10 protein-coding genes are annotated in these 15,050 nt (G+C 60.3%); 3 read left to right on the forward strand and 7 right to left on the reverse strand.

What is annotated here, in order from left to right:
• Positions 1-374 precede the first annotated feature (374 nt).
• On the forward strand, positions 375-1,412 hold the full coding sequence (locus ACYZT6_RS12535; protein ID WP_462027149.1) for an AraC family transcriptional regulator: 1,038 nt from the start codon (positions 375-377) through the stop codon (positions 1,410-1,412).
• Positions 1,413-1,567: 155 nt separating this feature from the next.
• Here ACYZT6_RS12535 and ACYZT6_RS12540 read toward each other — a convergent pair whose 3' ends face one another.
• Positions 1,568-3,964, reverse strand: coding sequence for a DUF3141 domain-containing protein (locus ACYZT6_RS12540; protein ID WP_462027150.1), 2,397 nt, complete (start codon positions 3,962-3,964; stop codon positions 1,568-1,570).
• A 242-nt stretch (positions 3,965-4,206) separates the two neighbouring features.
• On the opposite strand from ACYZT6_RS12540, the gene phaP reads away from it, so the two are divergent.
• Positions 4,207-4,773: a TIGR01841 family phasin gene (gene phaP, locus ACYZT6_RS12545; RefSeq protein ID WP_462027151.1), complete on the forward strand. Its 567-nt coding sequence runs from the start codon at positions 4,207-4,209 to the stop codon at positions 4,771-4,773.
• A gap of 38 nt (positions 4,774-4,811) precedes the next feature.
• Here phaP and phaR read toward each other — a convergent pair whose 3' ends face one another.
• From phaR to ACYZT6_RS12575, 6 genes are all read right to left on the reverse strand, one after another.
• On the reverse strand, positions 4,812-5,333 hold the full coding sequence (gene phaR / locus ACYZT6_RS12550; protein ID WP_462027152.1) for a polyhydroxyalkanoate synthesis repressor PhaR: 522 nt from the start codon (positions 5,331-5,333) through the stop codon (positions 4,812-4,814).
• Positions 5,334-5,566: 233 nt separating this feature from the next.
• Complete coding sequence (locus ACYZT6_RS12555; RefSeq protein WP_462027153.1) at positions 5,567-6,835, reverse strand: OprD family porin; 1,269 nt, start codon at positions 6,833-6,835, stop codon at positions 5,567-5,569.
• Positions 6,836-6,964: 129 nt separating this feature from the next.
• Positions 6,965-8,737 (reverse strand): acyl-CoA dehydrogenase C-terminal domain-containing protein, encoded by a 1,773-nt coding sequence (locus ACYZT6_RS12560; protein ID WP_462027154.1) that lies wholly within the window; start codon positions 8,735-8,737, stop codon positions 6,965-6,967.
• Between the two features lie 63 nt (positions 8,738-8,800).
• Positions 8,801-10,471, reverse strand: coding sequence for a cation acetate symporter (locus ACYZT6_RS12565; RefSeq protein WP_462027155.1), 1,671 nt, complete (start codon positions 10,469-10,471; stop codon positions 8,801-8,803).
• The gene (locus ACYZT6_RS12570) at positions 10,471-10,797 is read right to left on the reverse strand and encodes a DUF485 domain-containing protein (protein ID WP_462027156.1); all 327 of its coding nucleotides are present in this window, start codon (positions 10,795-10,797) and stop codon (positions 10,471-10,473) included. Before ACYZT6_RS12570 ends, ACYZT6_RS12565 begins: the two co-directional genes overlap by 1 nt.
• A gap of 121 nt (positions 10,798-10,918) precedes the next feature.
• On the reverse strand, positions 10,919-12,541 hold the full coding sequence (locus tag ACYZT6_RS12575; protein WP_462027157.1) for an acyl-CoA synthetase: 1,623 nt from the start codon (positions 12,539-12,541) through the stop codon (positions 10,919-10,921).
• Between the two features lie 230 nt (positions 12,542-12,771).
• Between ACYZT6_RS12575 and ACYZT6_RS12580 the strand changes: the two genes are divergently transcribed.
• Positions 12,772-15,048 carry a PAS domain-containing sensor histidine kinase gene (locus ACYZT6_RS12580; RefSeq protein ID WP_462027158.1) on the forward strand — a complete coding sequence of 759 codons (2,277 nt, stop codon included), beginning with the start codon at positions 12,772-12,774 and terminating at the stop codon, positions 15,046-15,048.
• Positions 15,049-15,050: the final 2 nt, after the last annotated feature.

The following is a 15,050-nucleotide window of genomic DNA, read 5'->3' on the forward strand; positions in this document are numbered from 1 at the left end:
CGGGGGATGCGGAAGTGTTGGGAGGTGACGGTGTGGTGTCCAACGGTGCCATGCGCCTTCGCCGCTGGCTTGTGTAGCAGCTGCCGAGCCTGCGAGGCTGCGTTCGGCTGCGCAGCAGTCGTAAACCCTGAATGCACGTTTTTCCTGATACACCGCAGCGCATGACTTCACGACTGCTTCGCAGCCGAACGCAGCCTCGCGTTGCTCGGCAGCTGCTACAAAGCGACGAATGGCCGCAAGCAGTGGCTAAAAATGAGAGTTACCTATACTGGGATCAATATTGGCAACGAAACACCCCGTTAGAGTGTTGATTCATCGCAGATCAGTCATGGCTCCGGACAGGATGTTCGGTTCCACAGGTCATTGAGGACGCCATGTATAGAATGAGTTCAGGCTATGCCAGCGTGCTGGTAAATACGCTCTCGGCTCAAGGACTGGAAGTTGCCAGTCTGTGTCGGGAGGCTGGACTAGACATTAATCTCGCGAACAAACCAGGAGCGTTTTGCGAGCGAAAGGCCATCTATCGATTATGGGACCTGGCCGCACAGGCCTCGGGCGATCCGGACATTGGCTTACGGGCCTATGGCAGTTTCCACCCCGGCAGCTTTCAGATCGTCGGCTACACCATGATGTCCAGCCTGAATCTGAAAAAGGCCCTTGAACGCCTGGTCCGTTTCAGTCCGTTGATTGGCACCGGGTTCAGCCTTTTCTTTACCGCCGAACAGCAACATTACCGCCTGTCCGGCCTCGACCATCAACAGCATGGTTCGGTCAAACCGCGCCAGTACACCGATGCCGGTCTGGCGTCATTGCTGGGTTTCTGCCGCAAGCTGTTGGGCGGCGACGCACCGCATCCCTTGAGCGTTGAGTTCACTTATCCCGAGCCTGAAGACATCTCCGAGCATCGGCGGCTGTTTGGCTGCAATCTGCATTTCGACGCGCCTTACGACAGCATTTTGTTTGACGGGCAGGAATTGATGCGGCCGTTGAGCATGGCCAACGAAGCGTTGGCGGTGCTGCATGACAGTTTTGCCGAGGCGCAACTGGACCTGTTGTTTGGTTTTTGCATTGTCGGCAGGATTCGCGCGCTGATTACCGAGCGATTGAGTCAGAGCCAGGGGCAGTGCGACATGGAGTCGATCGCGGCGGCGTTGAACATCAGCAAGCGCACGCTGCAACGCGCCCTGGAAAAGGAAGGGACGCAATTCAAGGACGTGCTGAACGCGGTGCGCCGGCAACTGGCCGATTTCTACCTGCGCCATTCTCACTTCAACATGAAGCATGTCGCGTATCTCCTTGGTTTTCATGACCACAGCAGCTTCAACAAAGCTTGTAGCCGCTGGTTTGGCATGACACCGGGGCAATATCGCTCCGATGAATCGTTTGAACTCGAGGAAGCCGCGCCGGTTTGACGCGGTGCTTGTCAGCGCTTGAGCCGGCTCCACCATTTTGTGAGCAACGAATCCCCTGTGGGAGCGGGCTTGCCCGCGATAGCGGCTTCACATTCAACATTGATGTCGCCTGACCCACCGCTATCGCGGGCAAGCCCGCTCCCACAGGTTGCTCATCATGGTGCTGGCGGTTTTTTTGAACCTTTTTTGCCCTTGGCAGGTTTGCGTGTTTTCACCTGCGTTATCGGGGTGATCGGCTCCGGGGTTATCGCCGGGACGTTCTCCTCGACCACATCGGTTTCGCCAGGAGGCTGAGTCAGATTGAAACCCGGCAGCGGCACATCGAGCAGCGTGTGCAGCTCACACCAGAACGGGTTATCTGCGCCGCTGGTCAACAATTCCGGCAGCAAATTGGCGACGGCCGCCAACACTTGTTGGCGTTCTTCGACCTCGGACAGCATCAGGGGCAGGCTGTGCAGGCTTTCCTGCGGGTGGGTGGCGACCAGCAGTTTTTGCAGTCGCAGGGTTTCGCGCAGGTCCAGCGGCTCGGCGCTGTAATCCTGGAGCAGCACCTGCAATTGCAGGATCAGCCTCTCGACGCTTTGCTTGCCCGGCTCATCGCTGTCGCGGCCCAGCAGGAACAGGATCCGGATCAAGGCCTCCATCAAACCGCCCAGGGGCAGGGCGTCCTGAAGGCGTTCGATCAGGACTTTATCGTGCTGTTCGGCATGGGCCTGGAGATTTCGCCCCGATGTATTGCCGGTGAGGCTGTTGAGCACGCCATACACGCCGTAAAAACTCATTTCCTGAGCGGCATCCCGCAGGTCCCGATAGGCGTTCAAGGCGTCCTGTATCTGGTTGGAAAACAGATCCTGCCAGGCCAGCAATGGATTGGCCGGGCTGGCGCGATGGCGATCCTTGCTCACTTGCGCGGCACTACCAGCCAGCCACCAGAGCGCCGGGTTCAGGCTGTTCCACATCACTTGTTGCTGGTGAAACGGATGGGCCTTGCGCATCAGTTCGGCGGCCGGTTCATTGATCAACTGACGCAACCACGGCCGTACAAATCCGTCGTAAAGCGTATTGTTGAAATCAGAGGCACGCTCGACCAGCGCGAATTCGCGATCGTCGTCACGGGGCGGTTGCACCTCACCATGGATGTCGGCGATACGCCGGGGCTCGAAACGCACGGCGTACGGCGTTTGCGAGTTTTCCGGCTGGTCCTCGATGAGCATTTCATACAGCCCGCCCGGCAGTTCATTGATCGCGTCGACCGCGCCCAGTAACTCACGGTGTTCACGGCGAGCGACTTCACCGGACACGAAGATGCCCAGATGACCGATGCTCGCGTGCCGCAGGTACACGATGGTGCGCCCGGCATTTTGCAGGGCGAGATCGCTGGGATAGACGTCGGTGATCCAGTCCAGCGCCTGCTGCGGCGAGGTGATGTTGTCGCCATAGGAGCAGAACACCACCACCGGCACTTCGATGCGCTTGAGGTCGAGCCCGCTGCTCTTGCGCCCGAGGCCGCCGGACAGCTGATTACCGATGAACAGGTCATCGACAATCATCTCGATCTCTTCGCCATTGAGCAGCGTCGGGCTGCCCCACCAGCGTTCGAAGTCGAGGAAGCGTGGGGCCTCGCTGTCGACTTCGCTGAACAAGTGGTAGTACTTGCCCCACAAGGCGTTGGCCGGGTCGAGGCTTTCGAAATTGCTCACCAGCCAGGTGCCGTCGAAACGGTCATTGCCCAGGTCGCTGCCCAGTCGTGCCATCCAGCCGCCACCCAGCAAACCGCCGGTGTAGCGCATCGGATTGCGTCCATTGACCCCAGCCCAGTACGACAGCGGCGCGCCATTGACGATGATCAGTCCCGGCAGTTCCGGACGGGTCGCCGCCAGGCCCATCAATGCCCAACCGGCCTGGCAGTTGCCGATCACCACGGGTTTGGCGCTGGCGGGATGTCGGGCGCTGACGTCTTCGATGAACCGCGCCTGGGCTTCAACGATGTCCTCGAGGGTTTGCCCCGGGCGTGGCGAATGGCTGAACGAGATGAAATAGGTCGGGTGCCCGGCGCGCAGGCTTTCGCCGATGACCGAATCCTGTTTGAAACCGCCGATCCCCGAGCCGTGGCCGCCCCGTGGGTCAATGATGATCACCGGCTGTTTTTTGCTGTCGAGCCGTTGCCCGGGGCCCGCGAGGATCTGCAGCAGCGAGTAGTTGACCGGGCGAGGCAGGTCTTCGCCGGCAACCAGGGTTTCATGATTGAACTTGAGCAGCAGCGGATACCCGGCGCGTTCGTGGGCCAGGGTGTTATCGCCGCGCTGACGCAAGGTGTCCCAGAACAGCACGCTGCGTTGGCCGAGGTCGGTGAGGTATTCCTGCCAGTCAGCGGCGGTCGGCTGTTTGAGCAGCCCAAGGCTTGAAGGCGCGTAGGTTTTGGCCTGGCGCTGTTGCACGGCGTCGAGCACATTGCGGGTATTGAGGCGCTGCAGATGGTTCAGGTGTTCGAATAAACCGGACGGAGACGAAAGCCCTTCATCTTGCAGCGCAATATTTTCTTCCTGACCCATCGTGAACTCCTGACGCCATGCGTGGGAATGTCGCCCTGACCAGTAGAAGCCAGGCCGGTCATTCGATTTTCACGAGTGTATAGGGAATATCAGCCGAGGAAGGGGTTTTATTGTGCGCTGCACAAAATAGACGTTGCCAAATGGTTTTGTGCACTGCAATATCAAGGCTAACGCGATGTCTGGCAGGATCGCTATCGCGTCCTCAGGTCCATCCGGGCCTTCCAGTACCAGGAGATTCAAGCATGTCTTTTTTCAATTCGGAAAAACTGCAAACCGCTCAGAAAGCCAACCTCGATCTTTTGCAGCAAATCAGCGGCAAAGTCTTCGCCAGCGTTGAACAGCTGAGCCAGTTGCAGTTCAAGGCACTGCGCGACTCCACCGAAGAGCACTTCGAAGGCGTGCGCAAGCTGCTGGCCGTGCGTGATCCACAAGGTTTTGCTGATTTGCAGGCGTCGTTCACCCAGCCGAGCGCGCAGACCGAACGTCTGGCGGAGTTCAATCGTCAGGTTCAAGCGCTGATCGTGGGCACGCAGTCGGACATTGCCAAACTGACGTCGAGTCAGGTCGAGGCGGGCACCCAGCAGGTGAATGAGTTTGTTGAAGCGATCAGCAAGAATGCACCGGCCGGCTCCGAGCCTGTAGTGGCTGCGTTCAAGTCGGGCCTGGCGAATGCCGGCACCGTGTTTGAAAGCGCACAGAAAGCGGTGAAACAGGCATCCGATGTGGCTCAGAGCAATTTTGACGCCGCCACTGCCGCTGCCGCCAAAGCAGCGCCGGAAGCGGGCGCCAAGGCAACCAGCGGTAAGTAAGTCAGATCAGGCCAGCGGCACAAAAAATGGCGATGGGTTTATTCCCCATCGCCATTTTTTTTCGGCCCGCTATCGGTGCCAGGTTTGGCGCCGAACATGCCGAACAGGTTCTGGGTATTGAGATACAACGCCTTGGACTGGTCGACATACTGGCGCATCAGGTCCTGCATGACCGGGGCCTGCTGATGCATAAAGTCGCTCCAGGCTTCGGAGGACTGAGCGCCGGTCTGGGACTGGATGTCGATGACGGTCTGGATGCTTTTATCCAGGTAGCTGCCGAGCACGCCTTGGTACGGACCGTAAAACTGGATAATCCCCATCAGCATCTCGCTGGTGAAGATCGGCTCACCGCCGCTTTCGGCTTCCAGAATCACTTGCAGCAGAATGCTGCGCGTCAGGTCTTCGCCGCTCTTGGCGTCGACCACCTGAAACGCAATTTTATCGACGACCAATTGGCGCACATCCGCCAGCGTCAAATGACTGCTGGTGTGGGTGTCATACAGTCGGCGATTGGGGTATTTCTTGATCAGACGGGGCGTGTTCCGACTGTTATCTGGCATGCGGGGCGTCTCGTGGCGAGCCTGGTTTGCAGGCATCTTAACCTACTATGGCTACGGCCGCGGGATGGTGTCGGGGAGGGGGAGAGGTCGGGGCCGACATTCCGGGAGTCGTTGAAGGCCCCTTCGCCAGCAAGCCGGCTCCTACAGAATCCCGGTGTGCCGATGTTTTATGAACGACACAAACCTTGTAGGAGCCGGCTTGCTGGCGAAGCGGTGGTGGCCGTTATGCAGTTTTACCAAATCGGCAGGGTGTAGCTGACGATCAAGCGATTCTCATCGAGATCGCTGCCAAAATTAGTCGAACGCACCGTCGCATTACGCCATTTCACCCCGACATTTTTCAGCGGACCGCTCTGAACCACATAACCAATGTCCGTATCCCGCTCCCATTCCTTGCCTTCCGGACGGTTGCCACCCAAGTCAATATTGTCGCCAGTGATATAGCGAGTCATGAAGGTCAACCCCGGCACGCCCATGGCTGCAAAGTTGTAGTCGTAACGCGCCTGCCAGGATTTTTCGTCCTTGCTGGCGAAGTCACCGATCTGCACGAAGTTCACCAGGAACGCATCGGTGCCGTTGACGTAGGCAAAACCGGTGTCGCCGCTCATGCCTTGATAACCCAGGCCAAACGCGTGCCCGCCGAGGCTGTAGGTGAACATCGCGCCAATGGCATTGTTGTCGACATTGCTGCCGCCATCATCCGTGGAACGGGCAAAGCGCAGGTCGGTCTTGAGCGATTGGCCTGTCGTGACCGGCATCACGTAGGTCAGGTTCACCAAGTGCTGGCTGTAGAAGTTGTCGAGGTGACCGTAGCTGTAGCCGGTGGCGAGATTGTTGGTCCATTTGTAGTTCAGGCTGGCGAAATCGAAGCTGTCGCTGTCGACATGCCGCGTGGTGATGCCTTTGGCTCCGGTTCGGGTGATGCCCATGTCCTCGTAGTCGGAAGAGTCACGCTGGTTGACCTGGGTCAGCCGCCCGGCATCCACGGTCAGGCCTTCAATTTCCAGCGAGGTCAACTGACCGCCCTTGAAGGCTTGCGGCAACAGCCGTGAATCGTTGGCCAGCACCGTCGGCAGTTTCGGCAGCAGCGTGCCGAGTTTCAGCGTGCTTTTGGAGGCGCGCAGTTTGGCGGTCAAACCCAGTTCGCCGTACTCGTCCTGCGCCCCTTTGCTCGTGTCGCGATGCCGTTTGAGCAGGCCGGAACCCGCGCGATCAGGGCTGGAATCGAGCTTGACGCCAACCAGGCCGATGGCATCGAAACCGACACCGATCAAACCGTCGGTGAAGCCCGACTCATAGCGCAGCAGGAATCCCTGGGCCCATTCCTCTTGTTTGGATTGGGCGGCGTTGTTCTGACGATAATCACGGTTGAAATAGAAGTTGCGCAGCTCGAGGCTGGCCTTGCTGTCTTTGACAAAGTCAGCAGCGGCGGGGGCCGAGAGGCTGATGACGCCGCCGGCCAGCAACAGTCGGGTAGCGAGGGTGCGGGTGTTGCGGTCCATGGTGTAGCCCCTTTGTTTTTATTATGGAAAGACAGGTCCCGCGGCCCTCGCCAAGTGGGCGAGGGCTTATCAATAAAAAAACGCGAACGCCGAATCGAGAGGAGCGTGGCGCCGCGTGCGGTTCAATCGTTAGAACTGTTCGGCGCTCAGGCCAAACAAGGAGGCGCTGCCCGCGCGAATGGATTGCTCCAGGCTCAAAATGCGCGGCAGCAGGCGATGGATGTAGAAATCGGCGGTGGCGATTTTCGCGCCGTAGAACCTCGGGTCCTCGTGCAGCTTTTGCTTGGCCACCTGAGCCATGCGCGCCCAAAGCCAGGCGTAAGCGACGTAACCGAACAGGTGCAAATACTCGACCGAAGCCGCGCCGACCTCGTTGCGATTGGTCGCCGCCTGATCCTGCAGCCAGTCGCTCAGGTCTTCCAGACGCTGCACGGCATCGAACAACTGGACGGAGTAGGGCGCATCGGGCTGATGGGCGAAATGACGGATCTCACCGGTAAACTGGCGCAACGCGGCGCCGCTATCGGCGAGCACTTTGCGTCCCAGCAAGTCCAGGGCCTGAATGCCGTTGGTGCCTTCGTAGATCTGCGCGATGCGCACGTCACGGACCAATTGTTCCTGGCCCCATTCGCGGATGTAGCCATGGCCGCCGAACACTTGCTGACCGTTGATGCAGCTTTCCAGGCCAGTGTCGGTAAAGAACGCTTTGGCCACCGGGGTCAGCAGCGCGACCAGGGTTTGGGCGTTGTCCCGCTCCTTGGCGTCATCGGAAAACTTCGCCAGGTCCAGTTGCTGCCCGACATAACTGGCGAACGCGCGGCCACCTTCGGTCATGGCTTTCATGCTCAGCAGCATGCGGCGCACATCCGGGTGGACGATGATCGGGTCCGCCACTTTGTCCGGGGCAATCGCACCGGTCGGCGCGCGACTCTGAACACGTTCGCGGGCGTAAGCCACGGCGCTCTGATAGGACGCCTCGGCGCAGCCAATGCCCTGAATGCCGATGGACAAGCGTTCGTAGTTCATCATGGTAAACATCGCCGCCAGGCCTTTGTTGGCTTCGCCGACCAGCCAGCCACTGGCGCCGTCGAAGTTCATCACGCAGGTGGCCGAGGCCTTGATGCCCATCTTGTGTTCGATCGAACCGCAGCTCACGGCGTTGGCCTCGCCGAGGGAACCGTCGGCATTCACCAGCACTTTGGGCACCACGAACAGTGAAATGCCTTTCGGCCCGGCCGGCGCGTCCGGCAGTTTGGCCAGCACCAGATGAACGATGTTTTCGGTCAGGTCCTGATCGCCACCGGTGATGAAGATCTTGCTGCCGGTGATGTTGAAGCTGCCGTCGGCCTGAGGTTCGGCGCGGGTGCGGATGATCCCCAGGTCGGTGCCGGCGTGGGCTTCGGTCAGGCACATGGAGCCGGCCCAACGGCCTTCGTACATCGGAGGCAAATACAGATTTTTCAGGGTCTCGCTGGCGTGGGCATCCAGCGCCAGGCAGGCACCGGAACTCAACGCCGAATACAGGGCGAAGCTGGAATTGGCGCCGTAGAGCATTTCTTCGAACTGCACGGCGAGCATCTTCGGCATGCCCATGCCGCCAAAATCTGCGTTACCCGAAAGGCCCACCCAACCGCCTTTGATGTAGGTGGCATAAGCCTGTTTGAAACCGATCGGCGTGCTGACCTGGCCATCAAGCCACTGGGCACCTTCTTCGTCGCCGCTGCGATTCAACGGCGCAATCAGGTGCGAGGTGACTTTCGCCGCCTCTTCAAGAATGGCGTCAGCGGTGGCGGCATCGACGCTGTCGGCCAGGGCCGGCAGGCGTGCCCACAGGGCCGGGGCGTCGAACACTTCATGCAGCACAAAGCGCATGTCGCGCAGCGGGGCGTTGAATTCGGGCATAACGTGAACCTCAAAAGGTGTGCGATGGGCACGGCGCAGCAACGGCGGGCCGTGCCCTTTCAATCAATGAGCGGAAGCGCTGGCGGCGCCGAGGCCGGTCTGGGCGCGAACGAACTGATCAGCGTAGGCATCGCGCTCCTTGTCGGCCCGCACGCTGCGGTCGAGTTTCGACACCATGACGATCACGAAGAACGCCAGCGGCATGGAGAACAGCGCCGGGTGGTCGTACGGGAAGATCGCGTGGGCATGGCCGAGCACGGTGACCCACACCGCTGGCGACAGGATCACCAGTACCAGCGCGCAGATCAGGCCGGCGAAACCGCCGATGATCGCGCCTTTGGTGGTCAGGCCTTTCCAGTACATGGCCATGATCAGCACCGGGAAGTTGGTCGACGCGGCGATGCCGAAGGTCAGGCCTACCAGGAAAGCGACGTTCATCTTCTCGAACAGAATGCCCAGCAGAATCGCGATGATGCCAAGGCCCACCGTGGCCATGCGGGTCACGCGCATTTCCTGTTTCTGGCTGGCTTTGCCCTTCTTGAACACCGTGGCGTAGAGGTCATGGGAAATCGCTGAAGCACCGGCCAGTGCCAGCCCGGAGACCACCGCAAGAATGGTGGCGAAGGCCACGGCCGAGAGGAAACCGAAGAACAGGTTGCCACCCACCGCTTTGGCCAGGTGCATGGCGACCATGTTGCCGCCGCCGATCAAGGCGCCGCCGACTTCACCATTGACGTAGTACTGCGGGTCGGTGCCGATGATCACCATCGCGGCAAAGCCCAGGGTGCAGACAACCAGGAAGAAGAAGCCGATGAAACCGGTGGCGTAGAACACCGACTTGCGCGCTTCCTTGGCGTTCGGCACGGTGAAGAAGCGCATCAGGATGTGCGGCAGACCGGCAATCCCGAACACCAGGCCCAGTGACATCGAAGCGGTGTTGATCGGGTCGGCGAGCATCGAGCCGGGGCCCATGATGTTCCAGCCGCTGGCATGGGCCTGGACGGCTTTGTCCGCCAGGGTTTCGTAGCTGAAACCGAACTGCGACATGGCCATGACCGCGAGGGTCGTGCCGCCAGCAAGCAGCAAAACAGCCTTGATGATCTGCACCCACGTGGTGGCGATCATGCCGCCGAAAATCACGTAGACCAGCATCAACGCACCGACGATCACCACGGCAACCGGATAGTCGAGACCGAACAGCAACTTGATCAACTGACCGGCACCGACCATCTGCACGATCAGGTAGCAGCACACCACCGTCAGCGAACCGAACGCGGCGAAGATCCGCACTTTGTTCTGGTCCAGTCGATAGGAAACGATGTCGGCGAAGGTGTAGCGGCCCAGGTTGCGCAGACGTTCGGCCATCAGGAAAGTGATGATCGGCCAGCCGACGAAGAAGCCGATGGTGTAGATGAAGCCGTCGTAGCCCTTGGCGAATACCAGGCTGGACAACCCCAGCAGCGTGGCCGCGGACATGTAGTCGCCGGCAATCGCCAGACCGTTCTGGAACCCGGTAATGCCACCGCCTGCGGTGTAGAAGTCAGACGTGGATTTGGTTTGCCGCGCGGCCCACCACGTAATCGCCAGCGTACCCAGCACGAAGACGAAGAACATGCCGATGGCATGCAGGTTCAGCGGTTGTTTTTCCACCGCGCCTACGACCGGGGCGGCGAGGGCGACGGAGGCCGGCAACAGACCGGCAGTGGCGAGGATGAGCGTACGGAACAGGTTCATCACTTGCTCTCCTCGAGGATGGCGGCGCCCAGTGCATCGAAGCGCGTGTTGGCGCGGTAGACGTACCAACCGGTCAGGAGCCAGGAAAAAATGATGATCGCCGCGCCCACCGGCATGCCCAGGGTCAACATCCGATGCTCGGCGATCGGCGCATGCAGCCACTGCGGGGCAAACGCCACCACCAGCATGAACCCGTAGTAAGTGCACAGTACGGCGGCACTCAGCGACCAGGCCAGGCGCGAACGACTGCTCACCAATTGAAGGAATTTCGGGTTGGTCCGAATGCGTTCGCAACGTTGGGTATCGGTTGAATGGATGTCGATCATGGGTGGCTCCACCTTGTTTTTGTTATGTGTCCGGGGCCAGGGCAGCGCCGAATTCGGCCTGCACGAACCCTAAGCGGCAGGTAAAGGCACCTGCCGCTTGTTGGGTAAAACGTCGGTTCGGTTAGAGCGCTTTAGCCCTGTCGCGCAGAACGTACTTCTGGATCTTGCCGGTGGATGTTTTCGGCAACAGGGTAAAGATCACCGTGCGCGGGACTTTGAAACCGGCCAGATGCTCGCGGCAGAAACTGATGATGTCGGCCTCACGAACGTCCTGGTGATCAGCCTTCAAGGTGACAAAGGCGCAAGGGGTTTCGCCCCATTTTTCATCGGGACGGGCCACCACGGCCGCTTCCATCACGCCCGGATGGCGATACAGCACGCCTTCTAGCTCGATGGTGGAAATGTTCTCGCCGCCGGAAATGATGATGTCCTTGAGTCGGTCCTTGATCTCGACATAACCATTGGGATGACACACCGCCAGGTCACCGGTGTGGAACCAGCCGCCTTCGAACGCTTCGGCGGTGGCGGTCGGGTTCTTCAGGTAGCCCTTCATTACGGTGTTGCCGCGCATGAAGATCTCACCGATGGTCTGACCGTCACGCGGAGTGGGTTCCAGCGTTTTCGAATCGCCGACCATCACGCATTCGAGCGTCGGGTAGCGCACGCCCTGACGGGATTTGATTTGCGCTCGGTCATCCAGCGGCAGCTCATCCCATTCGGCATGCCAGGCGCAGAGCGTCACCGGGCCGTAGGTTTCGGTCAGGCCATAGACGTGAGTGACCTTGATGCCCATTTCTTCCACGGCACCGATCACTTTGGCCGGCGGTGCAGCACCCGCCACCATGGCGTTGACCGGGTGATCGATGGCCGCTTTTGCCGATTCCGGCATGTTGACCAAGGCATTCAGCACAATCGGTGCAGCACACAGGTGCGTCACTTGATGCTCGCGGATCAGGGTGAGGATTTTCTGCGGATCGACCCGGCGCAGGAACACATGCACGCCGGCCATTGCGGTAATGACCCACGGGTAGCACCACCCGTTGCAATGGAACATCGGCAAGGTCCAGAGGTACACAGGATGGTTGCCCATGGCCCAGGTCATCTGGTTGCCCAGCGAGTTCAGGTACGCGCCGCGATGGTGGTAAACCACGCCTTTCGGATTGCCGGTGGTGCCGGAGGTGTAGTTCAGCGAAATGGCTTGCCACTCGTTGGCCGGCCATTGCCAGGCGAAGTCCGGATCGCCCTCGGCCAGCAGCGCTTCATAGTCAAGGTCGCTGACGGCCTGGCCTTCACCGTATTCCGGGTCATTGACGTCGATCACCAGCGGCGGGTGATCGAGCATGCCGATGGCCGCGTGAATCACGTCGTGGAACTCACGGTCGGTGATCAGTACCTTGGCCTCGCCATGCTGCAGCATGAAGGCAATGGCTTCGGCATCCAGGCGCACGTTGAGCGGATTGAGCACGGCGCCGATCATCGGCACGCCGAAATGCACTTCAAGCATCTCGGGGATATTGGGCAGCATCACCGCCACGGTGTCGTTGATGCCGATGCCGCGACCGGCCAGCGCCGAGGCCAGACGTCGGCAACGGGTGTAGGTCTGCGCCCAGGTACGACGAATCGAACCGTGGATGACGGCCGGGTAGTGAGGGTAAACGCTGGCGGTGCGCTCGATAAAGCTGAGCGGAGACAAGGCAATGTGATTGACAGCCGAAGGGCCTAGCCCTTGTTCATAGATCGACATGACGGGTACTCGGTGGCTGATTGTTAGCTCTATGGATGGCCTGTTCAGCGTAGCCGCTGAAGTCATCCTTTTTGTCAGGCTTGCTTTATATAACAATCTGCCACGCATATGGAAGTACAACCTACGCAGTATAGTAGATGTACTATATTTGATTCTTCGGCTTCCAAATGAATGCGGCGATACCTCTAGAGCCAGTATATTCTTGGCTCCCCCGACAAAGCGGACCCGTGATGACCCTGACCCCCGTTCGATTGCACAGCTGGTTGCGCCTGCAACGCGAAGGCGTGTCTCTGGCCGCCCGGGCGGATGCGTTGTGCCGTGCGTTGCAGGAATGTCCCGAGGTGCGGAGGGCGGTTTACCTGAGCTGGCAACCCAATGCGCGGATTTACAGCCACGAGGGCGCGGCCCAGCATTTTCCTCCCGGCCTGGGCGATCCGTCGCTGGCCAGCGATCAGTTGCTGTTTGATCGGCTGATCGAGACGGGGCGCCTGGACCTGGCGCAAGTGCGGCAGCTCGATTGCTGGCTGTCCGGCCGGTTGCGCCGGGCGGCAATCAGCCATGGCCAGGTGTTTGATCTGGCCTTGCAGGCGGGGCAGGCAGGCCTGTTGTTGGTGGAAGTCTGTGACGGCGTGAGCCTTGACTGGCTCGGTTGGGTGCAGGATTTGCTGACGACCTTGCTCAGTAGCGTCAATGGCATGCTGCGGGGTTCGCCGCTGTTGGGTCACGACCCGCAACCGAGCCTGTTGCTCGATGCGCAGGGCCGGCCGCTGGAGTTCAATGCGGCGTTGCTGGCCTTACTCGCAGAAAAATCACTGACCGAGGTGCTGGGCTTTTTGCCAGTGAATCACCGGGTGCTGGTGCGCGCCTGCCTGGACCAGCAGCGCGCCATCGAAGGGGTGGAAGCTCAGTTCGAGGCGCAGATTCTGATCTGGACCTTTATCCCCGATCCCCAGGACAACCGCGTGCTCGCTCGATGCCGCGATGCCACGGTCCAAGTGCTGGCCGAACGTGAAGCAGCCACGGCACGCCGGTTGTATCGGCTGATCATCGAGAACACCACCGACCTGATTTCCCGGCACACCCCGGACGGACGTTTTCTCGATGCCTCGCCGGCGTCCTGGACATTGCTCGGCTATTGGCCAGAGGAGTTGCGCGGGCAAATGGCCCAGGGTCTGTTCCATGGCCAGGACCTCGCCAACCTGGTGCAGCGCGCGCGAGACGCTCTGGAGCAGGACGGTTATCACACCATGACGTACCGCATCCGCCATCGTGCCGGTCATTACCTGTGGTTCGAAACCGCCAGTCGGGCGATTCGTGAAACCTACACCGGCGCGGTGGTCGAAGTGGTCAGCGTCTCCCGGGACATCACTGCCCGCGTGCAAGCCGAGGAGAACAAGCGGCGCCTGGCCGAAGTCGTCGAGGCCAACACCGATCCGGTTCTGTTCATCGACCCTGACGGGCAAGTGACTTACCTCAACCCGGCGGCGCGGCGCATCCTCGTTATCGACGAGGAACAACCGATGCCGGCCCTGGCGCAATTGTTTTCCAGCGCAGACCTGACGCGCCTGCAACGTGACGGCTGGAGCAGCGCCGAGCGCGACGGCGTGTGGAGCACCGATGCGCGGTTGCAACCACCCGGTGGCGGCACTTCAGTGCCGGTGTCACTGGTGCTGCTGGCGCACCGTTCGGCCGGCGGCGAGCGCTATTACTCGTTGGTGGCGCGGGACATGACCGAGCATGAACTGCGTGAAGTACAACAGCGCCGCCATCAAGACGAATTGGCCCACACCGCGCGGCTGGTCACGCTGGGTGAACTGGCCTCGGGCATTGCCCACGAAATCAACCAGCCATTGGCCGCGGTGGTCAATTACGCCAATGCCAGCCAGCGCTATCTACTAACACTCGATACCAACCCGCAGGCCGCCGAAAGAGTGGCCCAGGGGCTGCAACGCATCACCCATCACGCCACCCATGCCTCGGAAGTGATCAAGCGTCTACGGGCGTTTCTGCGCAAGGGCCAACGCCGCATGCAGGCGCTGAATTTTACCGACGTCGCCCGCGAAGCCGTGCGTTTGTGTGCCTGGGAGGCGAGTAATTGCCAAGTGACAATCGAGGATCGACTGCCGGATAATCTGCCGCCCGTTTATGCCGACCGGGTGTTGCTGGAGCAGGTACTGCTCAATCTGTTGCGCAATGCCATCGACGCCAACCGCGAACAACATCCGGGGCAGCCATCGCTGATCGTCATGGCGGCGGAGCAGGGCGGTGGCGCAACGGTGGAAATCAGTGTGCAAGACCAGGGTCCGGGCGTCAGCGAGCCCGAACTGGAGCAGATATTTACCCCGTTCTATACCAGCAAGGCCGAAGGGCTGGGCCTTGGCTTGTCCATGAGCCGCAGCATCATCGAAGGTTTTGGCGGTGAACTGCAGGCCCGACGCCGGCCGGTCGGGTTGCTGATGAGTTGCCGCTTGCCGCTTGCCGGCCCAACAAAACAACAACAGGAATAATG

The sequence above is a fragment of the Pseudomonas sp. RT6P73 genome (assembly GCF_054897715.1).

What these genes read in the sequence shown, in the direction of transcription:
- ACYZT6_RS12565 (WP_462027155.1), bottom strand. Translation starts at nt 10,471, where the DNA reads ATGAACCTGTTCCGTACGCTCATCCTCGCCACTGCCGGTCTGTTGCCG.
- phaP (WP_462027151.1), top strand. Translation starts at nt 4,207, where the DNA reads ATGTCTTTTTTCAATTCGGAAAAACTGCAAACCGCTCAGAAAGCCAAC.
- phaR (WP_462027152.1), bottom strand. Translation starts at nt 5,333, where the DNA reads ATGCCAGATAACAGTCGGAACACGCCCCGTCTGATCAAGAAATACCCC.
- ACYZT6_RS12580 (WP_462027158.1), top strand. Translation starts at nt 12,772, where the DNA reads ATGACCCTGACCCCCGTTCGATTGCACAGCTGGTTGCGCCTGCAACGC.
- ACYZT6_RS12560 (WP_462027154.1), bottom strand. Translation starts at nt 8,737, where the DNA reads ATGCCCGAATTCAACGCCCCGCTGCGCGACATGCGCTTTGTGCTGCAT.
- ACYZT6_RS12535 (WP_462027149.1), top strand. Translation starts at nt 375, where the DNA reads ATGTATAGAATGAGTTCAGGCTATGCCAGCGTGCTGGTAAATACGCTC.
- ACYZT6_RS12540 (WP_462027150.1), bottom strand. Translation starts at nt 3,964, where the DNA reads ATGGGTCAGGAAGAAAATATTGCGCTGCAAGATGAAGGGCTTTCGTCT.
- ACYZT6_RS12570 (WP_462027156.1), bottom strand. Translation starts at nt 10,797, where the DNA reads ATGATCGACATCCATTCAACCGATACCCAACGTTGCGAACGCATTCGG.
- ACYZT6_RS12575 (WP_462027157.1), bottom strand. Translation starts at nt 12,541, where the DNA reads ATGTCGATCTATGAACAAGGGCTAGGCCCTTCGGCTGTCAATCACATT.
- ACYZT6_RS12555 (WP_462027153.1), bottom strand. Translation starts at nt 6,835, where the DNA reads ATGGACCGCAACACCCGCACCCTCGCTACCCGACTGTTGCTGGCCGGC.